Here is a 24,554-nt window from a genome sequence, read left to right on the forward strand (position 1 = left end):
GCTCAGCAACACGGCTGCCAACGGCCAGCCGTGTTGCCAAATTTTACGTGCACATCGGAACCTGCCGTCAGTGCATTACGCAAATGCTTGGCTTCGTACACACTCAGTACTACATCAAAGCGCTTTCATGGCTTTGCGCACCGCCGGTAAGTGTCGGCGGCTGACGGCGATGCCGTCTGTCAGACCTTTCAGATACAACAGGTGACCACCTTTCTCCTGAGCTTCCAGCCGGTCGATACGGGCACGGGAAACCAGTGCGCTGCGGTGTACCCGCAGGAATTTATCGCCGAACTCGTCTTCCAGTTGTTTCAGTGAATCATCAATCAGGGTTTCACCACTGATATGGCAGACGTTGACGTATTTCTGATCGGCCAGAAAATACAGCACTTCCGCCAGCGGAATCAGCTGCATGCCATTATGTGTGCGGGCGCTGATATGCGTGCGGGCACCGGCGGTTGCGGCCAGCGGCTGCGGATTCTGATCCAGCCATTCGGAAGCCCGCTGTAACGCCCGGCTCAGATCATCTTTAGCGATAGGCTTCATCAGATAGTCGATGGCATTAACCCGGAAAGCCTGTAACGCATGTTCATCATAAGCCGTACAGAACACCACCAGCGGAGGCTGTTCCAGCGCCTGTATGTCACGCGCGACTTCCAGCCCGGTTTTGCCCGGCATCTGAATATCCAGCAACACCAGGTCACAGTGGTGCTGCTGCAACCAGGACAACGCAGCCTGACCATCACCGGCTTCGGCCACCCAGTCAAAATTGCTGTGTTCATCCAGTAAACGTTTCAGTCGTTCCCGTGCCAGAGGTTCATCATCCACCAGTAACACGCGATAACTCATTCTTTCTCCTCCAGGATATTGCTTGGCAAACGCAGGCAGGCCCGATATTCATCGGCTTCAGCGGTTATTTCCAGCCCGGCCTGCTGTGACCCTTGTTGTGTTAACGTTGCCAGCCGCGCACGGATATTTGCCTGAGCCATCTGATTACCATGACCACTGTCGACCTGCGGGTCTTTGGAGTTCACCACCGTCAGCAACCAGTCGTTTGCGTCTCTGGTCAGCTCAACCCGGATGTAACCGGCCGCGACCCGGGGCTGAATACCGTGATATACGGCGTTTTCCAGTAACGGTTGCAGAATCAGCTGGGGCACCTGAAGCGCTGGTAAAGGATCAGGCAACTGCCACTGCAGCTGCATTCTTTCGCCCAAGCGTACCTGTTCAATCGCCAGATAACGGCGACCCAGTTCAATTTCCTGTGTAAGCGGCACCAGTTTATCGTCCGCTTTCAGCACCACCCGGAACAATTGCGCCAGGTCCACCAGCATGTGTTCGGCTTTGTCCGGGTCAATCACAATCAGTGACGCAACCGTATTGAGAGTGTTAAAGAAAAAGTGTGGCCGGATATTGGCCTGCAATGCGGCCAGCCGCGCTTTCAGCTCCGCCTGAGTCTTTAACCGCCACTGACTCTGGACGTAAAAATAACGCAGCGCCATCATGGCAAAAATAGCGGCAATCACCTGATTACGCAGCACCCAGGCCCAATCGATACCCAGCTTATCCAGCGGCCATAACTTTTCACCCAACAGGCTGACCAGCAGGGTCACTAACTGGGTAATCAACAATGCCAGCGCCGAAGCACCCGCCACATGCAAACGCGACATCAGTGCCCGCAGCTGACACAACAGTGCCACCGATAACAAGGCGACCCACTGTACAAACAAAGACACAACCGCAAAACGTTGCCAGGAAAATCCGGGCAAACCGGTTTCGATCAGGGTCAGCGCCAGTACCAGCGCTTCACTGAGGATCAGCAAAAACATCACCGCCCGGGAGTTGCATAAATCCGGCAGAAAAAACGCTTCCAGCAGCTGCTCACGCTGGCGCTGACCCGGCTGTTGCCTGTTAAAGGTATTCATCATAATGGGGGCGTTCCTTTACGCCGCAGTTAAGCGCGCTAGTCTCCCGTGCAAACCGGGCTATCGCAAGTGATCCTGCTACAAATGCCGGCGAAACAGGGACAGATCGCCCTGTGAATGGTTATAATCCGCCGCCTTGCCGGTACAGAGTCACCGTGTCTGAACTTTAGCCGCTATCCGCAAACCAACGAGGTGTGTTATGACTGATCAAAACCAAACCGACGCAACCAATGCTTCCTGGGGTGGTCGTTTTTCCGAACCAACCGATGCTTTTGTAGCGCGTTACACTGCTTCGGTAAACTTTGATCAGCGTATGTACGCTCAGGATATTCAGGGTTCAGTGGCACACGCCAAAATGTTGTGCAAAGTCGGCGTACTGAACGAGCAGGAACGTGACGATATCCTGCGCGGACTGGAAGAAGTTCGCCAGGAAATCGAAACAGGCCAGTTCAACTGGTCGGTCGAGCTGGAAGACGTTCATATGAACATCGAAGCCGCGCTCACCGCTAAGATTGGCATCACCGGCAAAAAATTACACACCGGCCGTTCCCGTAATGACCAGGTAGCGACCGATATTCGTTTATATATGCGTGACGAAATCGATGTCATCGCCACGGAACTGACCCGCCTGCAACAAGGCCTGGTTGAGCTGGCGGAAGCACAGGCCGATACCATTATGCCGGGCTTCACCCACCTGCAAACCGCACAGCCGGTCACTTTTGGTCATCACCTGCTGGCCTGGAACGAAATGCTGGAGCGCGATTACGCCCGTCTGATGGACTGCCGTAAGCGCATCAACATTCTGCCACTGGGCGCCGCGGCGCTGGCCGGTACCACTTACCCGATTGATCGTTTCTACACCGCAGAGCTGCTGGGTTTTGATCGCCCGACCGAAAACAGCCTGGATTCAGTATCCGACCGTGACTTCGCCATCGAATTCACCAGCGTTGCATCACTGATCATGATGCATATGTCGCGCTTCTCCGAAGAGCTGGTGCTGTGGGCTTCCGCTCAGTTCCAGTTTATCGACCTGCCAGACCGCTTCTGCACCGGCTCCTCCATTATGCCGCAGAAGAAAAATCCCGACGTACCTGAGCTGGTGCGCGGTAAAACCGGCCGGGTGTACGGCCATATGATTTCACTGCTGACACTGATGAAGTCGCAACCGCTGGCGTACAACAAAGACAATCAGGAAGACAAAGAGCCGCTGTTCGACACCGTCGATACCCTGCGTGACTCGCTGCGTGCCTTCGCTGATATGGCGCCACACCTGCAGCCGAAAAAAGAATTTATGTACGAAGCCGCCAAGCGTGGCTTCTCTACCGCCACCGACCTGGCCGACTACGTGGTGCGCAAAGGCATCCCATTCCGCGACGCCCACGAGATTGTTGGCAAAGCGGTGGCTTACGGCATCGAGAGTGGTAAAGACCTGAGCGATATGACGCTGGAAGAGCTGCAACAGTTCTCCGATCAGATCAGCGCTGACGTATTCGATGTATTAACGCTGGAAGGCTCAGTGGCCGCTCGTGACCATATTGGTGGTACCGCACCGGATCAGGTACGCGCAGCAGCGGCTCGTGCTAAAGAAGCGCTGGCACAGCGCTAACGCTTACAACACAAACACAAAGCCCGCTGTGGATTCATGTTGTCCACAGCGGGCTTTTTATGTCAATCAGGCTCAGTTTTCGGCGGTTTGTTTACGTTTAAACAAGCCGGGCAGGTTGACCACAGTGACAAACCGGAACACCAGAATGGCGTGGACAAAGCCGATGATACCACCCATGACATAATCACCAGCCGCCATCATATCCCACACCATGGCGGGTAAAACCAGAATCGGGAACCAGGCAAAAAAGCGATAGAACACAGATTCAAAGCGCGAAATAGCCGGGTTTTTATTATCCTCAGCCATATCAGAGCCAGAAGAATGCGCCTGTGTCTTCACCTTTTTCACTTTGTTGGATTTTTTTGCCATTAACCTGCTCCCGTTGCGCTGCTATCCGGCAGCAGCTGTATTATTTTTGTTCAGTGTTTAGCAAACCATGGCGCAGCTGTCAGTCACCACTGGCCATTAGTCTAAATCGCCGCTCACAAGACAAATGCGGCGCTTAACCGCACAATAGTAAGGCTGAATTTCCCCACAACGAGTTAGCTGTGCTGCCACTGGTATACCACCCCAATTACTCCTGCCCGTTTCCGACCGACCACCGTTTTGTGATGTCGAAGTTTGCCCGGCTGCACGATTACTGCCAGCAGCAAGGACTGATCGGCAGCAGCAATCTGTTTGGCCAGTATCTCGACTGAGCGTCTCCGCAGCTCAGCGCAACTGCAAGGGTTCAGCAAAGACAGTTATCGCCCCTTTACAGTACACTGGTGCCGTTTTAGCGTAAGCCCAATAATAACAACCTAAGGTTTTGCATCGTGTTCTCCCTGCGTCTGTGTGCCATTGTTTTATCGCTGGCGGTTACCAGCACCTCATTATTGACCGGCTGTTACGGCAGCGAGTCCGGCGACAACTCCATTCCAGTCAACAATGATGGTGATGGCGGTGATAACGGCGACGGTGGTGATAACGGCGACGGCGGTGATAACGGCGACGGCGGTGATAACGGCGACGGCGGTGATAACGGCGACGGTGGTGATAACGGCGACGGCGGTGATAACGGCGACGGCGGTGGTAACGGCGACGGTGGCGATAACAGCGGCGGCCATATTACCGATGGTTGTGTATACGCCGCCGATGATCATGTGATGCCAGGACCGGAAAACCTGGCGGAATATCTGTCGATTTCCCTCAATGAGGATACTTACCGCATTACAGCCGGCCAGGAAAACAGCGCGGCCAACAGCGATCTGACCGGCACCTGGTTACTGGTGCACAATCAAACAAAAACCGCAGCCGGTAATCTGGAAAAACGTGTCATCACCAGCCAGCAGCGCATGGTGTTTGTGATTCGTGATAACAATGGCAGCCTGGAATATTCCCAATGTACCGCTGCCCGCGAAGAAGGTGAATTATTACCTACCTTTGTTCCCTGGCAAAATAGTGCCATTGGCACTGAGCTGAACATGCCACTGTCCAACATGACCGAGTTGGCGCCTCTGACGATCACCAGCAATACCCGTTTTACCCAGCTTGATCTGGATGGCAGCTCAGAAAGCAGCAACAGCAGTGAGGTCAGTTACAGCGAACAACACACGCTGGCGGTTAAAATATCTGCGGCAACCAACAGCCTGGGTAGCTTGTCATACGACGCCAGTAACCCGTCCGAAAGCGCAAGCAATAAGGCCGTCTATTGCGTAGCCATTAAACAAGAACGTGATTCCCGTACCAGCTGCAAGGGCGATAGTATCGACTTCAGCCGCAGCACCGGACTGGCTGTCAGGGCAACGGATAAAACCCGGATTGAAACCGGTTTCCTGAGTGATGACGACATCGTCAATGAGGCCCAGCTGTTCAGCTATGGCGCTAACCTGATTCTCGACACCAGCGCCACACCAGCGGATAACGCCCTGAGCGGTACCATCAGCAAAACCACCATTAACAGTACGTTTGCCATCAACGGTCAGAATACCAGCAATGAAAACAGCAGCAACGCCAGTGGCAGCCTGGATATCAGCATCCCTCTGAGTATGCCGTAAATTAACTCATAGCCGCGGGCAAACACTGCAACATTTGTTGTTTTAACCACAACAGCGCCGGATCACGGTTGGCTTTCTGATGCCAATACAGATGAATTTCCACCGGCACCTGATCCAGTGGCAGCGGGCGGATACAAATGCCACCGCTTTGCTGCATCTGGCTGGCATAGGTTTGCGGCAGGGTTAACAACAAATCACTGTTTTTCACCACCTGCAAAGCGGCGTAATAGTTCTGGCAACGCAGTGCGATATGACGGCTGTAGCCCTGACGCGATAAGGCAAAATCTTCCACTCCCTGACCTTCATTACGACTCGACACCAACACATGGCTGGCGCTGGCGTAACCGCTTAGCGTCAGCTCATCCGCAACCAGCGGATGATCGGCCCGCAGAGCAACCGCCAGAGATTCACGCCCGAGCAGCTGATGTTCGATATCTTCCTGTAGCGGCAACAACACATCCGCTGCAAAATCGATCTGGCCGCTGCTCAGTTGCTGCATCATATCGCGCCGGGGAATTCGCAAGCTGCGTAACTGAACCTGAGGGGCCAGCTGTTGCAAACGCGCCATCAGTGGCGGCAGGGCCGTAAACTCCATCACATCCCGGGCTGCCAGGGTAAAGATACGTTGCGCTTCGGCCGGGTCAAATGCCAGGCCTTCTCCGAGGGTGGACTCCAGCTCCTGTAACGCCAGCCGCACCCGTCCAATAATGGCCTTAGCCAACGGAGTCGGGGCCATACCTTTTCCCGCCCGCTCAAACAACGGATCGTGAAAGCGCTCGCGCAGCCGTGCCAGAGCGTGACTGACAGCCGGCTGTGATAAGTGCAGCCGTTCTGCTGCACGGGTCAGATTGCCTTCACGATAAATAGCGTCGAACACAACAAACAGATTGAGGTCGACCCGGGATAAATTAATTTGCTGCATGAGTGGCGAAAACAAAAATTCACATGATCGATAGCATATCAGCTTTGCCCGATCGAGTAATTCACCGTATATTGACAGCGTCAACATTAAATTCAGATATAACAATAAGAGGATAAACCATGGCCGAGCTGTCCGATTACTCCTGCTTCACCATTTCAGTGGCCGAGCATATCGCCCATCTGCAATTCAGCCGCCCACAAGCACTGAACAGCATGAACAAAGCCTTCTGGCTGGAACTGCCACAAGCGATACGGGATATTGAAATGCACTCGGACGCCCGGGTGATTGTGGTTTCCTCCACTGGCAAGCACTTTTCTGCCGGTATGGACCTGGGCGTATTCTCTGATAGTAAAGCCGTGCCGATGTCCGGTGACCCGGGCCGTATGGGCGAAAACCTGCGGCGTGTGGTATTACAACTGCAGGACAGCCTGAGCTCTCTGGAAAAAGTCCGGCTACCCGTATTAACCGCCATTCAGGGCGGCTGTATTGGTGGTGCATTAGATCTGGTCTGTGCATCCGATATGCGTTATTGCACCGCTGACAGTTATTTCACCATCAAAGAGACCGAAATCGGTATGACCGCGGATGTCGGCACGCTGCAGCGTATGCCGAAACTGATCCCGGCCGGTGTGGTACGCGAACTGGCTTACACCGGACGTAAGTTCCTGGCTGCCGAAGCATTGCAACTGGGGTTTGTTAATCAGGTGTTTGATGATCAGCAACAGATGCTGGACGGTGTAATGAGTATCGCCGCGCAGATTGCACAGAACTCGCCACTGGCGGTAACCGGCTGTAAAGAAATGCTCAACTACAGCCGTGATCACAGTGTCGAAGACAGCCTGAAATATATGGCTACCTGGCAGGCGGGCATGTTCCGGCCAACCGATCTGATGAAAAGCTTCCAGGCCAAGGCCACAAAACAAACCGCTGAATATGATGATCTGTTTGCCCTGAAAAACCTGTTTGAAGACTAACCGAACCTGATTCACAGGGAGCATTTCTCCCTGTGAAGCGGCTTCAGAACTTCACTTTTGCCGCCGCCTGCAGACCGAGGAAGGATGAACTGATTTCAACCTCTGTGCGGCTGTCAGAAGCCTGAATCGTTTCCCAGGAGATGGCTTTATACTGAGCCCCCAGTTCCAGCTCGATATGAGGATGCACTTCGAACAACACACCCGCCATCAGATTCAGTGATACACCACTGAGGTCTTCACCATCAGCGAACAGGGCGGCTGTATTCTCCCAATCGTAGAAGCCCATACCCGCTCCCAGATACGGACGTACTGTGTCTTTGCCCAACGGGAATTTACCGTTCAGATCGAAGCCGGAGAACTCATCGTCGTTATCTGCGCCCTCAAGAGTGGCATCAATGGATGTCAGCGCCAGCTCAAAACGCACACCGGTTCGGGCAATATAACCAAAAGTCAGCGCCGACATACGGGTGTCCATATCATAACTAACGGTGCGGTCGCCAGAGAACTCGGTTTCACCACTGCCACTGTTCAGGCCATATTCCACATAAAAACGTGCTGGCTTTACCGCAACGTCAGCCGGAGCTTCAGCAACGGCAGATACCGAAAGCGCGGTCAACGTGGCTGCCAATACAGTGTTTTTAATAGTCATTTCCATTAGATCCTTTTCCTTCTCTCGAATCGCCAGCCCCTCAGACTGGCGGCGCAATTATGCATATTCTCACCAGCATGTCATGGCCCGTGGCTGATCAATCCTCAGTAACGAACGCTTACAACCAACACCCATGTAACCAAAACCTCGATGAGCAAGCCCCCTATTCTCGTCTAAGCTGAGACTATCCTGGCGGCTTGGAGCATTTCTGAGCCGCATCTTATTTGAGCTGGGTATCTGGAGAAACACGTGGCTGAGCAACAATACCGACTGGTGACCCGCAGCGACTTCGATGGTCTGGTGTGTGCCGTACTGTTAAAAGAACTGCAGTTGATTGATGACATACTGTTCGTGCACCCCAAGGACATGCAGGACGGCAAGATCGATATCAGCGAGCGCGATATCACCACCAACCTCCCCTATGTTGAAGGCTGTCACCTGAGTTTCGATCATCATGCTTCAGAGTTGAAGCGCCGTGGCGATCAGAACTACGACAACCACATTATTGATGAAAAAGCGCCCTCAGCCGCCCGCGTGGTGTATGACTATTACGGCGGTAAAGAACGCTTCCCGACCATCTCTGACGATATGATGGATGCTGTGGATAAATCGGATGCGGCACAGTTCTCAAGAGAAGAGATACTTAATCCGGAAGGCTGGGTACTGCTGAATTTTTTGATGGATTCGCGCACCGGGCTGGGGCGTTTCCGTGAATTCCGTATCAGCAACTATCAACTGATGATGCAACTGATCGACTACTGCCGCGATCACAGCATCCGGCAGATTCTTGAACTTCCCGATGTCAAAGAACGGGTCGAGCTGTTTTTTGATCACCAGGATAAATTTGAAGATCAGTTACGTCGTTGCTCCACGGTGCACAACAACTTGGTGGTCCTCGATCTGCGTAAAGAAGACACCATTTACGCCGGCAACCGCTTTATGATTTATGCCCTGTATCCACAAACCAATATTTCCATCCATGGGCTGTGGGGCCTGAAACAACAGAACACCGTATTTGCTATTGGTGGCTCCATTATCAACCGCACTCACCAAACCCATATTGGCGAACTGTGCCTGGAATATGGCGGCGGTGGCCACCGTAATGCCGGCACCTGTCAGGTGGATAACGATAAAGCTGAGAGTGTTTTAAGCGAGCTGATTCAGCGGATTAATGCCGATGGCTAATGCCACTCTTGGTTAAACGTCAGACATAAAAAAAACCGGCAAAAGCGGGAGTATAACGGAGAAATTGTGTTTCGAATAAAGCTCAGGTCACAACCACATACGTCTTCACACGCGGCACGCAGCAAGTACATCCCTGTATGCTCTGCTATCGCATCCCTGCGATAGAAGGCCACTTAGTAAAGACCTATATGGTTATGACGATGAAAGCTAGTTCTTACCAGACACTTCGCGATCGTAATTCAGGCGCTTTGCTGCATCCAGGGTTAACATTTGCATAAAGGCTTTGGTTTCACCATCGGAACCAACCGGTGCGCCACCGGCACCGGTGCCGCCGAAGACATTAGTTGGTACCTGACGTTTGGCAAAGGCTTCTGCCCACAGTTTCTGAATTTCGATTTCTGCGTCCAGCTTCTGCGCCAGCGCGTTATCCGCTTTCAGGATTACTTCCTTCTGATAGGCTTCTGCATCCGCCAGAGTACGTTGGGTTTCGGCTTCGATGCGGGCTTTTTCCAGCTCGATCTGGGCGGTGTCTTTGGCGATCTCAGCCTGCTCTTTTAACTTCTGGGCATTGGTTAACGCCAGTTGTTTTTCGGTTTCCGCTTCGGTGGTGCGCTGGATTTGTTCCACTTTGGCCTTGGCCTGACGTTGGGCCACTTCACGTTCACCTTTGGCAATCGCTAACAAACGTTGTTCTTCTTCCTGAATCCGTTGTTCACGGGCAATTGCACGGTCGGCTGACGCTTTTTGTTTCAGCTGCATCCGTTCAACAAACTTTTTGTTGGGGCGCATATCGGTAACCCGGGCATCAAGTACCGTGATACCAAAGTTAGTGAACTTCTGTGATTTACGTTTTGGTATGCCGTCTTCGCCGATGACTTTATTCACCACAAATTCGATTTTGGTTTCGTCACCATATTCCTGCTGATTTTCACCCAATGCTGCGTTAGCTGTTGATTTGGTTTTACGGGCACTGCGCTTCATTTGTTCTTCACGACGTACCAGATAAATACCACCGGACATCTGATTTTCAAATTCGGAATTAAATTCAGAACGGCCACCGGAATAATATTCTTCCGCACTCATTAACGACGCGGTTGCCTGAATGGTTTCTTTAAACGCCGGCATCAGTGCAGTACGTAATAAGTTTTCCGGCGAGCGGTATTCGTGCGCCAGATTGAGGAAAGATTCCGGGTCTTCCGGAATAGAAAAACGTACCGTCGCTTCTGCGTCCGCGTCCACCTGATCGAGGAACATAATGTTCATCGGTGGCAAGGTCGCACTGGCACCGGCAGAACCATCACTTTCAGCTTCCAGCTGTTCACGCCGGCCGGCAACAGCCTGCACTGTCATGGCGCGCTTCCAGGCGTTATAACGGCCAAATAAATAGGTGTTGTAACCAACATCCGACACCACTTTTTCTTCACCGGTAATGGTGCGCACGTGATACACATAGCCCGGTTCGGCATAGAAAAAAATCTGATTAAAGGCGCCAACGGCAAACGACAGAATGGCCGCACCAATCAGTGTCGGAACCACCTGGTTGGGAATATCGTAAGTAATTTCATCCAGCCGTTCACGAATTTCTTCCGGCTTCTTACCCTGCCCTTCCAGTTCGCTGCGCATGCGCTCAATTTTCATTTTCTGTGATGAGCGTACAAAGCCCAGTGCAATGATACTGGCGATACACAATACGCCAATCAGAATGCCCCAAAATGCCATAGTCGTTCCTTGTATTCCTTAGCTGTTTTTTGAGGCGCTCACTCTATAGTTGTGTAAAGATTCAGGCAATAAAAAAACCGCAGCCCGGTAACGGGATGCGGTTTTTGGTGATGCGGTTCTGATTTTGCCGGTATTAAACCGGCAAATGCATCTTAGTCCAGCTTAGGCGCTGCCGCTACCTGACTGTGGACGGATGGCAGTGCGGGAATCAATGGTGTCGTGACTCATAATCTTCTCTGACGAATGGAGCGGTAAAAACAGGCGGGGCGTATAACCAAGGAGGAGAAATTGCGAGAGAATAGTTGGCGGAAAGGCCAACTACTAATTTTCAAAAAATTAGTAGTTGGGCAGAATTTTCTGTAAAAATCGGGCTGTAACGCCCGTAGTTTCTGAGGTTTTATGATTTATCTGGATTAGTAGTTAATTGATAGATGAACCCTTTTTTACTCTTTCTTCCAAGTCCAACGGCGCAATAAAGGCATCTTTTTTACCCACCTTCACCTTACGCAGCAGGTGCAGCCCATCAGATAGTTTTAGCAAATCACTTCTCGCTGTTTGATAGGAAACACCATGAGACCCCTGGTGACTTTTAACCGTGTACTCCGCTCCCGGCCGCCGTAATGCATGTTGCAATAAGGCCAGTTGCCGGTGATTCAGTACTTTTTGAAGGGGCGAGTTACCAATCAAGGCCGAAGCTTCCTGCAGGCGTTGGGATCTGTATTTCAGATACGCGTGCAAATCGTTGATCGCCTCCCGAATCACCTCCAATTGGTGAATGATGAAATAGGTCACATCGTTAGCATCCGTTTCACTATTCAGGTAGGCCTGCATATATTTAGCGGGAGCCTTTTTAATCACCCGCGAAATGGAGATATATTCCATTAGCCAGTAATGGTCTTTCGCCATCATCCAATAGAACAAAGCCCTAGCGGTACGGCCATTGCCATCAACAAAGGGGTGGTCATAACCGATCATAAAATGCACCACGATTGCCCGGATTACCGTCGGGATATAGTCCGGGCTATCCATTTCATCTTTCTGGTTGGCAAAGTCGCACAGCAATTGCAGCCGATCTGGCAACTCACTGGCTTTGGGCGGAACGTGCAGCAACACGTCGTCTTTTGAAAACACACAGATATCATCGCTGCCTGCTCTGAATATACCGGCTTTGTCGGTATCTTCCGGATCAAGCGTGCCTTCGGTCAGAATCCGGTGCAGTTCAAACACCAGCGAGGGCGTCAGCTTTTCTTCCTTATACTCACGGATAAACAGCATGGCATTGTGATTATTGCGGATCATTTTCTCCGAATGATCCTGCGGCTCCCGACCGCTTCTGAGCATTTCCTTCGCCTGCCGCCGGGTTGTCGAGGCGCCCTCCAACTGACTGGAACTGATGGCTTCCTCAATCAGAGAACCGATCAGATAAGTTTGCTTGGTTTTCTCATCGGTGATCTGCTCATCGACAACAATGGCTCCGGTACTGTTTTTCTCAATCCATAACAGATCTCTGACGACTCCGGCCGGCATACAAAATAAAAATGGCTTTCCGGACTTATCTTTGAAGGACAGAGCTTTACTGAGCTGAGTCCGGGCCTGCTTGATGGATAACCAGAATAATTCTGAGTCATATCCCTCTGGCGGTATCAAATGACGTAGCTTATCCCAATGCAGGTAGCGTCCTTTGCTGTCATAAGGGCCGAGGCTGGCGGAGAATATTTTTTCAAGCTTATCTAACGCCTGATCAGAATCCAGCTGAGCAAGATAGCTTTCAAGAACGGGAGGTGTTTGTGGAAGCTTCATAGGAAGTATCACATACTAATTTTTGAGAAATTAGTATATGAAGGCTTTTGAAATTTACTACTAATTTTTCAAAAATTAGTAGTTGGGCAGAATTTTCTGTAAAAATCGGGCTGTAACGCCCGTAGTTGCTGAGGTTTTATGGTTTATATGGATTAGATTAATTAAACCTCAGACACAAAAACGGGCGCTGTGGCGCCCGTTTTTGTGTCGACACAGCGTTGTGATTACAGCTTAGGCGCTGCAGCCTGAATGCCTTCAGAAACATCGTATTTCTTGAAGTTTTCCACGAACTGAGCCGCCAGGTTTTTCGCTGATTCAGTCCAGGCCGCTTCGTCACCCCATGCTGCGATTGGGTTCAGCAGTTTAGCGTCAACACCGTCTACAGACTTAGGTACGTTCAGACCGAATACTGGCAGAGTTTCGGTCTCTGCATTACGCAGAGCACCGCTCTGAATCGCACTGATGACAGCACGGGTAGTCGGGATAGAGAAACGCTCACCACCGTTACCGTTAGCGCCACCGGTCCAACCAGTGTTGACCAGGTAAACCTGAGAGTCGAATTCAGTCACACGCTTCATCAGCAGTTCCGCGTATTCACCCGCTGGACGTGGGAAGAATGGTGCGCCGAAACAAGTAGAGAAGGTGGACTTCAGACCTTTGGAACCACCCATTTCAGTAGAACCAACCAGAGCGGTGTAGCCAGACAGGAAGTGGTACGCCGCCTGTTCTTTGCTCAGGATCGATACCGGAGGCAGAACGCCGGTCATGTCACAGGTCAGGAAGATAACGGCTTTTGGCTCGCCACCTTTGTTTTCGGCAACACGCTTCTCAACGTGCTCCAGCGGGTAAGCACAACGGCCGTTTTCCGTCAGGCTGGTGTCGGCGTAATCCGCAGTGCGGTTGTCGTCACCGATCACGACGTTTTCTACGATGGCGCCGAACTTAATCGCGTCCCAGATAATGGGTTCGTTTTTCTTCGACAGATCGATGGTTTTGGCGTAGCAGCCACCTTCGATGTTGAATACTGTGCCTTTGCCCCAGCCGTGCTCGTCGTCACCAATCAGGTAACGCTCAGGGTCAGCAGACAGGGTGGTTTTACCGGTACCGGACAGGCCGAAGAACAGACAAGTGTCGCCGTCTTCACCAACGTTGGCAGAACAGTGCATTGGCAGCACGTCTTTTTCCGGCAGCAGGAAGTTCTGTACTGAGAACATGGCTTTTTTCATTTCGCCGGCGTAACGCATACCCGCCAGCAGTACTTTGCGTTGTGCGAAGTTGATGATCACACAGCCATCAGAGTTGGTACCGTCACGCTCCGGATCACATTCGAAACCGGCGCAGTTCAGGATCTGCCACTCTTCTTTATCAGAACCATTATAAGACTCAGGACGGATAAACAGGTTACGGCCAAACAGGTTCTGCCAGGCAGTCTGAGTGGTCATTTTAACCGGCAGGTAGTGCTGAGGATCAGAGCCCACATGAACATAAGATACGAAGCTGTCGTGCTGCGCCAGGTACTCTTCAACACGCTCCCACAGCGCATCAAACTTGTCGGCATCGAATGGGCGGTTGATGTTGCCCCAGTCGATTGCATCTTTGCTGCTTGGCTCTTCAACGATAAAACGATCCATTGGAGAACGACCGGTACGCTTGCCAGTGGTCACAACCAGTGCGCCAGTGTCCTGCAGACGACCTTCGCCGCGTTGCAGAGCGTGTTCCACCAGTTGAGCAGAAGATAAGTTAGTGTAAACAGTGGTCATATCGATGCCCTGAGGGTCCTCGTGTGTGCTGTACGGCTTTTGGCCATAACAAAGTCTGTACCGTCCCCGCCCTATCATCAGAGGGTGTGAAAACAGGGGCGAATCCCAAAATCAGGCGCGCGATTATGGCAGAAAATCGCTTAAACGATAAGCCTTGTCTTTTAGCGTCCGCCCGGATGTCCTGATTGGTCACCCGTTATTCATGAAAAAAACGGGGAAAATCAATCACTATAAACAGCGCGAATATTCGTTATTCACCGATATCTCAGTCTTCGATCAATGAGGATTTCGCTGCGGGAACAGCGCATCCACCTGTGGCCGGTCAAAGCTGTAATGTTGCTGGCAAAACTCACAACTGACGTCGATTTTGCCACTTTGTTTAAGAATATCGTCGAGTTCGTCGTAACCCAGCTGCGTCAGCGCCGTGGCCAACCGGGCTTTGGAGCAGGTACAGAAGAACTTCAGCTCAGATGGCTGATAAATCCGGATGGCTTCGTCGTGATACAACCGATGTAACAACACCTCATTATTCAGCAGCAATAACTCTTCCGGTTTGATTGTGTCGGCCAGCTGGGTCAGACGATTCCAGGCATCAGCATCCGAGCTGTCCATCGCCGGCATTTTCTGCAACATAAATCCGGCGGCATTGTCGCCGTCACATTCAAGCCAGAAACGGCTGGCCAGTTGCTCCGACTGTTCAAAGTAATTTTCCATCGCCGCAGCAATATTGCCGCCATCGATAGCGGTAATACCCTGATATTTCTGACCTTGTTCCGGTTCGATGGTAATCACCAGCTGGCCGTTATCGAATGACAACTCCTGTTCAGCCAGCCCGGCGTCATAGCGGGCAATAGCACGCAATTCACCTTTGTCGCTGGTCTCCGCCTGCAGTAACGACACATTGCCCGGCAACCGTACCTGTAAAGTCAGCCGCCCGGCAAACTTCAGACTGGCACTCAGCAGCGCAGTGGCAGCCATCAGCTGACCCAGCTCCACCGCAATAACCTTTGGGTACTGGTGGCGCGTCATCACTGCCCGATAACTGGCATTCAGGTGGGTGATTTCGCCACGAATATCGGTGTTATCAAAGCTGAAACGCTGTAACTGGTCGGCGCTGTTGGCCGATGAAGATTGGGCTTGTGACATAACTTAATAATCCTGCTCTTGCCTGAAGCGCTTCATATCGCGGCGCTCTTTTTTGTTCGGTTTATGATCCGGGGTCAACATCGACGATTTCATCACCCGCCGGCGCTCGGCCTCGTCCATACGTTGCTTAATGCTTTCGACGGTCTCTTCGTACAGTTTCTGGGCTTCCGGCGCACCACGGCGCTGATCGGAAATCGCCTTCACCACCACGGTTTTTTCATCAAACCCCTGACGCAGGGTAATTCTGGCACCCAGATCAACGGTTTTGCTGACCTTGCAACGCTGGCCATCGTAATGCACTTTGCCGCCTTCGATAGCGCCTTTGGCCAGGGCGCGGGTTTTATAAAAACGCGCCGCCCACAACCATTTGTCCAGGCGGACTTTCTGGTTCTCTGACATCGGTCCGGAATCATCAATAAGAAAGCCGCCAGTTTACCATAACCGGCGCCCTGGCCGGTTGCTGTTGCTGCAACGCTGCGGTGCAGTCAGCGGTTATAAATCGAGTTCGTTAAAATGATGGATACCAGGAAAGTTACTGTCACTGCGCGGTGGTTGCTGACTGTCGGGATGATAGATGGTTAATAACCAGCGGATGCCCCAGGTTGCGGCCGATTGCAGTACCGCTTCACTGTCATCCACCAGCAGGGTGCGGTGTTTATCAAACGGCTCCTCACGCAGCAGATGATCCCAGAAAGCCTGGCTTTCTTTGGGCTCCTGATAGTCGTGCGACGAGATTACCCGGTCGACCAGCTGATCCAGCCCGGTACGCGCCATCTTCAGCTCAACACTGTCGCGATGAGCGTTGGTGACAATCACGCTGCGTTTACCTTTGTCACGTAACAGCTGCAAAAAATCTTTCACATGGGGACGAAAACCAATTTTATGCTGTACGTCCCGCTTCAGTTCTGCGATGGCTAAGCCGGTTAATTCGCTCCAGTGATCGAGGCAATACCAGTTCAGAGTACCTTTTAAGCCGCTGAAACTTTTATTCAGCTCTGCCAGCGCAGCTTCTTCACTCAGGCCGTGATGAGCGGCGTAAGCCCGGGGCATATGAGTGAGCCAGAAATACGTATCAAAGTGCAAATCCAGCAGCGTGCCGTCCATATCCAGCAGCACGGTGTCAATTTGTTGCCAATCCGGCAGGCTCATAAGGTTATACTCGCTCTGACAAAGAAGTTTATTCAGGGTCCGTTATGCCTAAAAAACCCGAAATTCTGCACCGCTCTATGGTGGCACAAAGCCGCCTGTTCCGCATTGAATCCTTTGATTTACGTTTCAGCAATGGTGTTGAACGTACCTATGAACGACTGGTGCCCGGCGGCACCGGAGCGGTCATGATGGTCGCCCTGCTGGATAATGAACACCTGGCTCTGATCCGTGAATACGGTGGTGGTATTGAGGATTACACCCTGACCCTGCCCAAAGGGGCGATTGACCTGGGAGAAACCATGCGCGACGCCTGTAACCGTGAGCTACAGGAAGAAATCGGCTTTGCTGCGCGCGAGTTTATCCACCTGAAAAAAATGAGCCTGTCACCCAGTTATATGAGTGGTGGTATTGATGTGGTGCTGGTCCGCGATTTATACCCGTCACAACTGGAAGGTGACGAGCCCGAGCCACTGGAGCTGGTGAAGTGGCCTCTGGCGAAAATACACGAGCTGTATGCCCACCAGGACTGCACCGAAGGACGCGCCATTGCCGCACTGGCTGTAGCCCAGGAATATCTGGCCGGCCGTTATCCGGGTACTCCGCTGTAAGTGCATTATTCTGAGGCTGGCGAGCCGTCTCTGCGCTGCAGAATGGCGGCAATAGCCTCTCCCAGCGCATCCAGCCTGATCGGTTTACTGACAAAACCATTCATGCCAGCGCTCAGGCAGCGGTCCTTGTCTTCCATCATGGCATTGGCCGTCAGCGCCAGAATCGGCACCTGATTCTTCGGATACGATAAATCACGAATCCGTTCCGTCGCTGAAATACCGTCCAGCACCGGCATATTTACATCCATCAGGATCAGGTCATAGTCTTTCTGCAAGACTTCACTGACGGCCTGTTCGCCGTTTTCCACAATGTGGCAGCGCAGCCCCAGACGCTGCAGCATTTTTTCGGCAATACGCTGGTTAACCTGATTGTCTTCCGCCAGCAGCACGTTACCGTGCAGCGCTTTTGTTTCAGGTTTTGACGCCGGCTGCGGAGTTGTCACCGCCGCTTTGTCTTTCTCCGCTGCCTGAATCCGGGCTGGTTGCAATAACATCTGCAGCGTAAAGCAGCTGCCACGCCCCAGTTCAGATTCAACCAGAATATCGCCACTCATCGCCTGCGCCAGGTGACGGCTGATGGTCAGCCCCAGGCCAGTACCACCGTATTTACGGCTGGTACTGCTGTCGGCCTGGCGGAACGCGGTAAACACCCGCTGAATTTTTTCAGCCGATATGCCAATGCCGGAGTCTTTCACCTGAATCGCCAGCTGCAGGCCACGGTCACACTCGCGCGCATCCACCCGCAATTCGATACGGCCATTTTCGGTAAATTTCAGCGCATTGCTCAGCAGGTTCGTGATGATCTGACGAATACGTTTCGGATCACCGCGCCAGCGGGTAGGAATATCCGAGGAATAAAAATACACCAGCCCCAGCCCTTTGCGCCGCGCCGGCTCACGGAACAACTGATGCAGCTCGGCCAGCAGCTTATTCAGATCGAAATCGATGGTTTCGATTTCCAGTTTGCCGGATTCAATTTTCGACAGATCCAGAATGTCGTTAATAATATCGAGCAGCACATGGGATGAACTGTGAATGATTTCCAGATAATTACGCTGATCATCGGTCATATGGCTATCAAGCAACAGCTCGGCCGCCCCCAGAATGCCGTTCATCGGGGTACGGATCTCATGACTCATATTGGCCAGAAAAACGGACTTGCTGCGGTTCGCGTTTTTCGCCTGATTCAGTGCTTCACGAATCTGATCATTGGCCTTTTCCAGCGCTTCCCGGTTGGCTACCGATTCGGTGATATCCAGACCCGCTAACACCACTTCCAGCCGGCCGCGGTCATCTTCCACCTTAGTGATGCGCCAGCTGACGATCGCTTCTTTGCCGGAGGCAGACACCATCGGACATTCCAGTGACAGGGTTTCCTGATCGGTACCAATCAGCTGCTGCCACGACCCCAATAATCGTTCCAGCTGGCTTTTTGGCAACATATTGCGCACCGGCGAACCAATCAGTTGCTCCTCGGTCATATCCAGCATCATCTGGGTCCGGTGATTAATACGCTCAATGTTGCCGTACTGATCACAGATCACCAGCAGGGTTTGCATGGCATCAAAATAAGCCGCCACACGTTGCTGCTCGCTGCGCAGCTCCTGCTCCATATAATGACGCTTGCTGATGTCTTCACCGGTCAGCAGCAGAGTGCGCTGCTCCGGGCCACCCCAGGGTTTGGCATGCAGGGCCCAGCGTCCGGCTTCACCATACTGATCGCGCAGGCTGCATTCAAAATCGATCATGACATTACTGTCGAGTGCCTGATCGATAAAGCCCACCACCCGCGCCAGTTCATCATCCGGCAACAGGTCATCCAGCTTGCGACAGTCCTCCTCACCAAACACCGCCTGGAACTGGGGGTTCACTTCACTGAGGAAACGACTCTGACTCACCAGAAAAGCAATACCCGGCATATGCTCCCAGGACAGCGACTCCTGCACGCTGGGCAATTCGGCCATTCGCGCACGGTGCTGGGAAAAAGCCAGCACCACAAACAACAACCCCAGCACCGCAGCTAGCTCCCAGAGCGTCTGCTCAATAATAACGGTCAGTGCTTCGGGTTCCGGCACCGCCAGCACCAGGCTGGTACTCGATCCAACCGGTAAGGCCAGCACGTAATATTGTTGCTCACCCACCGGTAAATCCGTGTGGTGACGTTGTCCACGCAAGGCATGATCAAGCAGCGATACCGGCAGGCGACTGTCATTTTCCCAGATGATTTCCAGCCCGTCCGGCCCCTGGCGGGCATAACGCAGCAGGTACCCCTGCAGCGCCAGCTGTTCGGGGTCAAAGCGGAAGTTGTCAGCGGAACGCAACTGACTGACGTAATAGTCACCCCAGCGGTGCAGATGGTCGTGTTGCTGATCCTTCAGCCGCTGATAACCCAGAGCGCCACTGATCAGCACCAGCAAGGTCATCACAACAAAGATCAGTAACCAGAGAGAAACGGCTTTACGCCCCATGAAAAATCCTTTGTGGGCAGGGTTATCGGGCCCGGTTCCTTAACAATAGCGTCTGTTGTTTAAACTATCCATGGCAGCACCCAGGGCAACACCAGTGCGTGCAGGGTCGCCGTCAATGTCATCGCCATGGCGGAATAAGCCGCCTGCTGTTTACCCAGCTCCAGTGCCCGGCTGGTACCGATCGCATGGGCACAGACCCCCAGCGTCAGACCAACGGTCTGGGCATCGTCTTTCTTAACCAGTTTTAACAAGGCTGGCGCCATCGCCGCACCCAGAATACCGGTGACAATCACCGATGCCGACGCCAGTGCTGCAATACCGCCAACCTGCTCGGCAATGGCAACGGCCACCGGCGTGGTAATGGATTTGGTTGCCAGTGTGCGGGCCAGTATTTCATCGCCGATCCACCACCAGGTTAATAACGCCGCACAAGCCACCGTCACTCCGCTGCCGGCAATTACCGCCATCACAATACGCTGCCACTGGGAGCGCATGGTATGCAGAAACTGGTACAGCGGCACCGCCAGCATAACAATAACCGGGCCCAGCATCAGATGAATCAGTTCGCCACCCTGCATATAGGTAACGTATGGCGTATTGGTCAGCTCCAGCGTTCCGACCACCAGCGCCACGCCGGACAAAATCGGTGGCAGAAACGGGCTGTTACCGGTGGCGTTATACAATATTTGTCCGGCAACAAAAGCAGCAATGGTTACCGCCGCCCAGAATAACGGCGTCGCAAACAGTTCAGAAATCATGCCCTTTGCCCTTTTTACCAGCGGCCATAATCCAGCCACACACCAGAATGCCGGGAACCAGGCTGACTGCCAGGATAGTGACCAGCTCCGGGCCATACTCGCTGATGATACTTTTCTGGGTGGTGATGCCACTGCTGACCGGGATCAGAAATAATGGCAATAACGGCGATAAGGTAGTGGTGATCTGCTGCAAAGACGACGGGGTTTTGCCGCGGATAATCAGAAACACCAGCAGCAGCAACATACCAATAATGGCCGCCGGCACCGGCAAGGCAAACTGGCCCTGTAATAAGCCACCAACAATCAGAAAAACAAGTAAGGTAAGAAGACCAGGCATTTGCACTCCTGCAAATTGATCTGCTGATTCCGGGACAAGAAGGCCCGGTAAAGAATGGTGCGGAAGGAGAGACTTGAACTCTCACACCTTGCGGCACCAGAACCTAAATCTGGCGTGTCTACCAATTCCACCACTTCCGCATGACAGGGCGCGCATCTTATAAAAGCCGGACGCGTTTGCCAAGCCCTGTGGAGCGGATTATCAGAAAACTCTGCTGTCGGAAAACACTGCAGCGTCATAAAGTCTCTGCTAAGGTTGGCCGCTGCCACCGCTCTCAGAATGATTCAGGACTCTTTTATGTCGCAGGAACGCACGCTGCTCGCCAGTAATATTATGTTGACCTCCGCCGCTGCCGTGATTGTCATTGCCGGAGTAAAAAGCGCTGCCACCATGCTGGTGCCTTTTCTGTTGGCGACCTTTATCGCCGTGGTCAGCGCCCCTCTGGTACGCTGGCTGACCAACCGCCGGATCCCGGAGGTGTTAGCGGTATTATTGCTGCTGAGTGGTTTTATTCTGATCGGCACCCTGCTGGCGACGTTTGTCGGCAGCACGCTGAACGACTTCTATAAAGATGTGCCAGTGTACGAACAGCAACTGGGATCACTGGTGCAGGACGGCGTGACCAGGCTGCGCAGCCTGGGACTGGAAGTGGCGGATAATATCGTTACCGAATACGTTAATCCGGGCGCGGTGATGAAAATGGTCGCCAGTGTGTTTAATGGCCTGGGCGGCGTATTAACCAACACTTTCCTGATTTTATTCACCGTGGTCTTTATTCTGCTGGAAGCCAGCAGCTTCCCGGCCAAACTGAAACGCGCGTTTGGCGAACAAACCACCGCGTTTGCTCATTTTGAGCGCTTCAGCAGCTCAGTACAGCAATATCTGGCGATCAAAACACTGGTCAGCCTCGGCACCGGCTGCTGCATTGGCCTGATCTTGTGGATCATCGGCGTCGATTACGCGCCATTGTGGGCACTGGTTGCCTTTCTGCTGAATTATATCCCTAACATAGGTTCCATCATCGCGGCGATTCCGGCGGTACTGATCGCTCTGATTCAGCTCGGCATTGGTGAAGCCATCTTAACCGGCGCGTCTTACGTGGTGGTCAACACAGTATTCGGCAATATGGTGGAACCCCGCCTGATGGGCCGCTCGCTGGGATTATCGACCCTGGTGGTATTTGTTTCTCTGGTGTTCTGGGGCTGGGTGCTTGGCCCGGTTGGCATGTTATTGTCGATTCCGCTGACCATGGTGATGAAAATAGCGCTGGAAACCCGGCCACAGTCTCGCTGGATCGCCACGCTGCTCGACCATGACTAACCGACACAACCCGGCAAGCATCGTAAGGAAGGGTCAAAACAGTTGTTATGGCGCACTTTCTGGCGCTAATCTCCCTGCTGTTATGTGGGAGACCGTATGTACCAGATTCTTTTAATTGATGATGACTATGAGCTGGGTGAGCTGTTGCAGGAATACCTCGGCATGGAAGGCTTTGAGCTGACCACGCGCCAGGACGGTGAATCCGGCTTACAGGCAGCACTGAGCGGTGACTATGACCTGGTGCTGCTGGACGTCATGCTGCCCAAAATGAATGGCTTCGAAGTTCTGAAAGCCGTGCGTGAAAAGTCGTCGATCCCGGTCATCATGCTGACTGCCCGCGGTGAAAGCGTCGACCGGGTATTAGGCCTGGAACACGGTGCCGACGACTATATTCCCAAACCGTATCACCACCATGAATTGCTGGCACGCATCCGGGCCTTGTTCCGCCGCATCGAAATCAGCACTGAAAGCAACGATAAAAGCTCACCGAATTACGAAGTTGGTGCATTAAAACTGGATCCGGCAACCCGGGTAGCCAGTTGCAACGATGAAGAACTGGCACTCACCGGTGCTGAGTTCGGTGTCCTGCAGTGCCTGATGGAACACGTCGGTGAACTGGTCGATAAAGACACCCTGTCGATTGCCGCGCTGGGCCGGCCATTAATGGCCTACGACCGCTCAATCGATATGCACGTCAGTAATCTGCGCAAAAAACTGGGCAAACGTGAGGACGATTCCGACTGGATCAAAACCGTTCGTGGCCGCGGTTATCAGCTGGTCAACGGCTGAGTACTGCGCTGCTTATGCCGCTGTTCCGCACCCTCTTTTTTAAAGTTTTCTTCTGGTTCTGGGCCGCAATTTTTCTGGCGATGGTGGCGGCCGTCACCACCAGCAACTGGATTGATGACGACTACGTCCGCAAAGCATCCCAGAGTGAACGCATCCACCTGTTACGCCTGATGGAACGTAAACGCCCGATTATGGCCGAAGGCCGTAAGTTATGGCGTAAGTTACGTCCCGACTGGAACCTGGTGGCTGTGCCAGTCGATTCCATCAGCCATTTGCCCCACGATGTTGAAGAGTTTGTTGACCTGGCTGCCGAAGCCCGTGATGTTTTATGGGGCCAGGACGACGGCTGGCTGATGATAGGCCCGATTCAGCGCGGCGATTATCTGTACGTCGCCATCACCCGCAAACACTGGAGCAGTGTCTGGGATGACGAACAACGCTGGATGATTCCGATCGCCTTTTTTGGCGTGATTACGCTGTTATGTATGGGCCTGGTATGGAGCCTGACCCGGCCGATCCGCCGCTTACAACGCACGGTCCGCCAGCTGGGTAAAGGCAACTTCGACGTCTCGGAAATCCGCTCCGACGCCAATCGTTATGATGAAATTGGTGAATTATCCAGCGATGTGGTGGAAATGGCGGATGCACTTAACCGTCTGTTGCAGAGTCACCAGCAGCTGCTGCGGGATGTTTCCCATGAACTCCGTTCACCATTAACCCGGCTGCAAATCGCGCTGGGTATCGCCCGCAAAAAAGATCCGGACGGTCTGCTGGATGCCGAGCATAACCGCATCGAACGGGCTGTTGGCCAGGTTGATGGTCTGGTCAGTCAGATTCTTGATCTGGCGCGCCTGCAACAACAGGACAGCCAGAACCTGCAGCTGGAATACCGCTCACTGGCGAATCAGCTGGACAACTGGGTGCAGGATGCCGAAATCGAAATGGACGAAAAACAGATTGTGCTGCAGAGCCGTCTGCCGGATGAAAACATTCAGTGCCACTGGGACTGGATTCTGGTGGAGCGGGCGGTGGATAACATCCTGCGTAATGCGATTCGTTTTTCCCCGGAGGGCGGCAAACTGGATGTCAGCGCTCATCTGACCAGCGATGGCCAGATCGAAATCGCCATCCAGGACGAAGGCCCCGGCGTACCGGAGGAAGATCTGCAGCGCATTTTCAATCCCTTCACTCAGGTCGACTCCGCCCGCGACCATGCCAGCGGCGGTTATGGTATCGGCCTGGCACTGGTTTATCGCATTGTTGAGCTGCACGATGGAATCATTGAAGCCTGCAACCAATCCCCCGGTTTACGTATCACAATGCGGTTACCGCGCAAGAGTTTTCGCTGATTATGTCTGACAATTACCGGTAAAAACCCGGGTTTTAGTGGAAACAGGGGTTAGATT

General features: G+C 52.8%; 23 protein-coding genes and 1 tRNA gene. 9 read left to right on the plus strand and 15 right to left on the minus strand.

Going from position 1 to position 24,554, the window contains the following annotated elements:
* Positions 1-114: 114 nt before the first annotated feature.
* Both ACFOMG_RS04090 and ACFOMG_RS04095 read right to left on the minus strand, forming a co-directional pair.
* The gene (locus ACFOMG_RS04090; RefSeq protein WP_376864947.1) at positions 115-846 is read right to left on the minus strand and encodes a LytR/AlgR family response regulator transcription factor; all 732 of its coding nucleotides are present in this window, start codon (positions 844-846) and stop codon (positions 115-117) included.
* Positions 843-1,925 carry a sensor histidine kinase gene (locus ACFOMG_RS04095; protein WP_376864948.1) on the minus strand — a complete coding sequence of 361 codons (1,083 nt, stop codon included), beginning with the start codon at positions 1,923-1,925 and terminating at the stop codon, positions 843-845. The genes ACFOMG_RS04090 and ACFOMG_RS04095 overlap by 4 nt, the downstream gene beginning before the upstream one ends.
* Positions 1,926-2,121: 196 nt before the next feature.
* Here ACFOMG_RS04095 and argH point away from each other — a divergent pair, with 196 nt between their 5' ends.
* Positions 2,122-3,528: an argininosuccinate lyase gene (argH, locus tag ACFOMG_RS04100; RefSeq protein WP_376864949.1), complete on the plus strand. Its 1,407-nt coding sequence runs from the start codon at positions 2,122-2,124 to the stop codon at positions 3,526-3,528.
* A 72-nt stretch (positions 3,529-3,600) separates the two neighbouring features.
* Here argH and ACFOMG_RS04105 read toward each other — a convergent pair whose 3' ends face one another.
* Positions 3,601-3,897 (minus strand): hypothetical protein, encoded by a 297-nt coding sequence (locus tag ACFOMG_RS04105; RefSeq protein WP_376864950.1) that lies wholly within the window; start codon positions 3,895-3,897, stop codon positions 3,601-3,603.
* Positions 3,898-4,076: 179 nt separating this feature from the next.
* Here ACFOMG_RS04105 and ACFOMG_RS04110 point away from each other — a divergent pair, with 179 nt between their 5' ends.
* A complete protein-coding gene (locus ACFOMG_RS04110) occupies positions 4,077-4,226 on the plus strand; it encodes a hypothetical protein (RefSeq protein ID WP_376864951.1) in 150 nt (49 codons plus the stop codon).
* A gap of 117 nt (positions 4,227-4,343) precedes the next feature.
* Positions 4,344-5,564 carry a hypothetical protein gene (locus ACFOMG_RS04115; protein ID WP_376864952.1) on the plus strand — a complete coding sequence of 407 codons (1,221 nt, stop codon included), beginning with the start codon at positions 4,344-4,346 and terminating at the stop codon, positions 5,562-5,564.
* Position 5,565: 1 nt separating this feature from the next.
* On the opposite strand, the gene ACFOMG_RS04120 is transcribed toward ACFOMG_RS04115, so the two are convergent.
* The gene (locus ACFOMG_RS04120) at positions 5,566-6,501 is read right to left on the minus strand and encodes a LysR family transcriptional regulator (protein WP_376864953.1); all 936 of its coding nucleotides are present in this window, start codon (positions 6,499-6,501) and stop codon (positions 5,566-5,568) included.
* 104 nt (positions 6,502-6,605) lie between these two features.
* Between ACFOMG_RS04120 and ACFOMG_RS04125 the strand changes: the two genes are divergently transcribed.
* A complete protein-coding gene (locus ACFOMG_RS04125) occupies positions 6,606-7,460 on the plus strand; it encodes a crotonase/enoyl-CoA hydratase family protein (RefSeq protein WP_376864954.1) in 855 nt (284 codons plus the stop codon).
* A 43-nt stretch (positions 7,461-7,503) separates the two neighbouring features.
* Here the strand turns inward: ACFOMG_RS04125 and ACFOMG_RS04130 are convergent, their stop codons facing one another.
* Positions 7,504-8,109 carry an outer membrane beta-barrel protein gene (locus ACFOMG_RS04130; protein ID WP_376864955.1) on the minus strand — a complete coding sequence of 202 codons (606 nt, stop codon included), beginning with the start codon at positions 8,107-8,109 and terminating at the stop codon, positions 7,504-7,506.
* A gap of 249 nt (positions 8,110-8,358) precedes the next feature.
* Between ACFOMG_RS04130 and ACFOMG_RS04135 the strand changes: the two genes are divergently transcribed.
* Positions 8,359-9,294, plus strand: coding sequence for an exopolyphosphatase (locus tag ACFOMG_RS04135; protein WP_376864956.1), 936 nt, complete (start codon positions 8,359-8,361; stop codon positions 9,292-9,294).
* 207 nt (positions 9,295-9,501) lie between these two features.
* Here ACFOMG_RS04135 and ACFOMG_RS04140 read toward each other — a convergent pair whose 3' ends face one another.
* The 6 genes from ACFOMG_RS04140 to yrfG form a co-directional block, all read right to left on the minus strand.
* Entirely contained in the window at positions 9,502-11,013 is a 1,512-nt protein-coding gene (locus ACFOMG_RS04140) for an SPFH domain-containing protein (protein WP_376864957.1), read from the minus strand.
* Positions 11,014-11,433: 420 nt separating this feature from the next.
* Positions 11,434-12,813: a Fic family protein gene (locus ACFOMG_RS04145; RefSeq protein ID WP_376864958.1), complete on the minus strand. Its 1,380-nt coding sequence runs from the start codon at positions 12,811-12,813 to the stop codon at positions 11,434-11,436.
* Positions 12,814-13,037: 224 nt separating this feature from the next.
* Positions 13,038-14,573 carry a phosphoenolpyruvate carboxykinase gene (locus tag ACFOMG_RS04150; protein ID WP_376864959.1) on the minus strand — a complete coding sequence of 512 codons (1,536 nt, stop codon included), beginning with the start codon at positions 14,571-14,573 and terminating at the stop codon, positions 13,038-13,040.
* 276 nt (positions 14,574-14,849) lie between these two features.
* Positions 14,850-15,719, minus strand: a complete 870-nt coding sequence (gene hslO / locus ACFOMG_RS04155) for an Hsp33 family molecular chaperone HslO (RefSeq protein ID WP_376864960.1) — start codon at positions 15,717-15,719, stop codon at positions 14,850-14,852.
* Positions 15,720-15,722: 3 nt separating this feature from the next.
* Positions 15,723-16,118 (minus strand): ribosome-associated heat shock protein Hsp15, encoded by a 396-nt coding sequence (gene hslR / locus ACFOMG_RS04160; protein WP_376864961.1) that lies wholly within the window; start codon positions 16,116-16,118, stop codon positions 15,723-15,725.
* A 93-nt stretch (positions 16,119-16,211) separates the two neighbouring features.
* Positions 16,212-16,868 carry a GMP/IMP nucleotidase gene (gene yrfG / locus ACFOMG_RS04165; protein ID WP_376864962.1) on the minus strand — a complete coding sequence of 219 codons (657 nt, stop codon included), beginning with the start codon at positions 16,866-16,868 and terminating at the stop codon, positions 16,212-16,214.
* A gap of 44 nt (positions 16,869-16,912) precedes the next feature.
* Between yrfG and nudE the strand changes: the two genes are divergently transcribed.
* Entirely contained in the window at positions 16,913-17,476 is a 564-nt protein-coding gene (gene nudE / locus ACFOMG_RS04170; protein WP_376864963.1) for an ADP compounds hydrolase NudE, read from the plus strand.
* Positions 17,477-17,481: 5 nt separating this feature from the next.
* Here nudE and ACFOMG_RS04175 read toward each other — a convergent pair whose 3' ends face one another.
* The 4 genes from ACFOMG_RS04175 to ACFOMG_RS04190 all read right to left on the minus strand — a co-directional run bounded on the left by ACFOMG_RS04175 (position 17,482) and on the right by ACFOMG_RS04190 (position 21,179).
* The gene (locus tag ACFOMG_RS04175) at positions 17,482-19,944 is read right to left on the minus strand and encodes a PAS domain-containing hybrid sensor histidine kinase/response regulator (RefSeq protein WP_376864964.1); all 2,463 of its coding nucleotides are present in this window, start codon (positions 19,942-19,944) and stop codon (positions 17,482-17,484) included.
* Between the two features lie 59 nt (positions 19,945-20,003).
* Positions 20,004-20,702, minus strand: coding sequence for an LrgB family protein (locus tag ACFOMG_RS04180; RefSeq protein ID WP_376864965.1), 699 nt, complete (start codon positions 20,700-20,702; stop codon positions 20,004-20,006).
* Complete coding sequence (locus ACFOMG_RS04185; RefSeq protein ID WP_376864966.1) at positions 20,692-21,039, minus strand: CidA/LrgA family protein; 348 nt, start codon at positions 21,037-21,039, stop codon at positions 20,692-20,694. Before ACFOMG_RS04185 ends, ACFOMG_RS04180 begins: the two co-directional genes overlap by 11 nt.
* Before the next feature lie 55 nt (positions 21,040-21,094).
* Positions 21,095-21,179: transfer RNA gene (locus ACFOMG_RS04190), tRNA-Leu, on the minus strand.
* Positions 21,180-21,336: 157 nt separating this feature from the next.
* On the opposite strand from ACFOMG_RS04190, the gene ACFOMG_RS04195 reads away from it, so the two are divergent.
* The 3 genes from ACFOMG_RS04195 to ACFOMG_RS04205 all read left to right on the plus strand — a co-directional run bounded on the left by ACFOMG_RS04195 (position 21,337) and on the right by ACFOMG_RS04205 (position 24,497).
* Entirely contained in the window at positions 21,337-22,359 is a 1,023-nt protein-coding gene (locus ACFOMG_RS04195) for an AI-2E family transporter (protein ID WP_376864967.1), read from the plus strand.
* Between the two features lie 96 nt (positions 22,360-22,455).
* A complete protein-coding gene (locus ACFOMG_RS04200) occupies positions 22,456-23,148 on the plus strand; it encodes a response regulator (protein WP_376864968.1) in 693 nt (230 codons plus the stop codon).
* 14 nt (positions 23,149-23,162) lie between these two features.
* On the plus strand, positions 23,163-24,497 hold the full coding sequence (locus ACFOMG_RS04205) for a HAMP domain-containing sensor histidine kinase (RefSeq protein ID WP_376864969.1): 1,335 nt from the start codon (positions 23,163-23,165) through the stop codon (positions 24,495-24,497).
* Positions 24,498-24,554: the final 57 nt, after the last annotated feature.

Origin of the sequence: Bacterioplanoides pacificum (assembly GCF_042648445.1) — a bacterium.
In the GTDB taxonomy this organism is placed as follows: Bacteria; Pseudomonadota; Gammaproteobacteria; order Pseudomonadales; family Oceanobacteraceae; genus Bacterioplanoides; species Bacterioplanoides pacificum.

Bases quoted from the DNA above. Each gene is read 5' to 3' on its own strand.
- ACFOMG_RS04090 (WP_376864947.1), bottom strand. From the start codon at position 846: ATGAGTTATCGCGTGTTACTGGTGGATGATGAACCTCTGGCACGGGAA.
- ACFOMG_RS04095 (WP_376864948.1), bottom strand. From the start codon at position 1,925: ATGATGAATACCTTTAACAGGCAACAGCCGGGTCAGCGCCAGCGTGAG.
- argH (WP_376864949.1), top strand. From the start codon at position 2,122: ATGACTGATCAAAACCAAACCGACGCAACCAATGCTTCCTGGGGTGGT.
- ACFOMG_RS04105 (WP_376864950.1), bottom strand. From the start codon at position 3,897: ATGGCAAAAAAATCCAACAAAGTGAAAAAGGTGAAGACACAGGCGCAT.
- ACFOMG_RS04125 (WP_376864954.1), top strand. From the start codon at position 6,606: ATGGCCGAGCTGTCCGATTACTCCTGCTTCACCATTTCAGTGGCCGAG.
- ACFOMG_RS04130 (WP_376864955.1), bottom strand. From the start codon at position 8,109: ATGACTATTAAAAACACTGTATTGGCAGCCACGTTGACCGCGCTTTCG.
- ACFOMG_RS04140 (WP_376864957.1), bottom strand. From the start codon at position 11,013: ATGGCATTTTGGGGCATTCTGATTGGCGTATTGTGTATCGCCAGTATC.
- ACFOMG_RS04145 (WP_376864958.1), bottom strand. From the start codon at position 12,813: ATGAAGCTTCCACAAACACCTCCCGTTCTTGAAAGCTATCTTGCTCAG.
- ACFOMG_RS04150 (WP_376864959.1), bottom strand. From the start codon at position 14,573: ATGACCACTGTTTACACTAACTTATCTTCTGCTCAACTGGTGGAACAC.
- hslO (WP_376864960.1), bottom strand. From the start codon at position 15,719: ATGTCACAAGCCCAATCTTCATCGGCCAACAGCGCCGACCAGTTACAG.
- hslR (WP_376864961.1), bottom strand. From the start codon at position 16,118: ATGTCAGAGAACCAGAAAGTCCGCCTGGACAAATGGTTGTGGGCGGCG.
- yrfG (WP_376864962.1), bottom strand. From the start codon at position 16,868: ATGAGCCTGCCGGATTGGCAACAAATTGACACCGTGCTGCTGGATATG.
- nudE (WP_376864963.1), top strand. From the start codon at position 16,913: ATGCCTAAAAAACCCGAAATTCTGCACCGCTCTATGGTGGCACAAAGC.
- ACFOMG_RS04175 (WP_376864964.1), bottom strand. From the start codon at position 19,944: ATGGGGCGTAAAGCCGTTTCTCTCTGGTTACTGATCTTTGTTGTGATG.
- ACFOMG_RS04180 (WP_376864965.1), bottom strand. From the start codon at position 20,702: ATGATTTCTGAACTGTTTGCGACGCCGTTATTCTGGGCGGCGGTAACC.
- ACFOMG_RS04185 (WP_376864966.1), bottom strand. From the start codon at position 21,039: ATGCCTGGTCTTCTTACCTTACTTGTTTTTCTGATTGTTGGTGGCTTA.
- ACFOMG_RS04195 (WP_376864967.1), top strand. From the start codon at position 21,337: ATGTCGCAGGAACGCACGCTGCTCGCCAGTAATATTATGTTGACCTCC.
- ACFOMG_RS04200 (WP_376864968.1), top strand. From the start codon at position 22,456: ATGTACCAGATTCTTTTAATTGATGATGACTATGAGCTGGGTGAGCTG.
- ACFOMG_RS04205 (WP_376864969.1), top strand. From the start codon at position 23,163: ATGCCGCTGTTCCGCACCCTCTTTTTTAAAGTTTTCTTCTGGTTCTGG.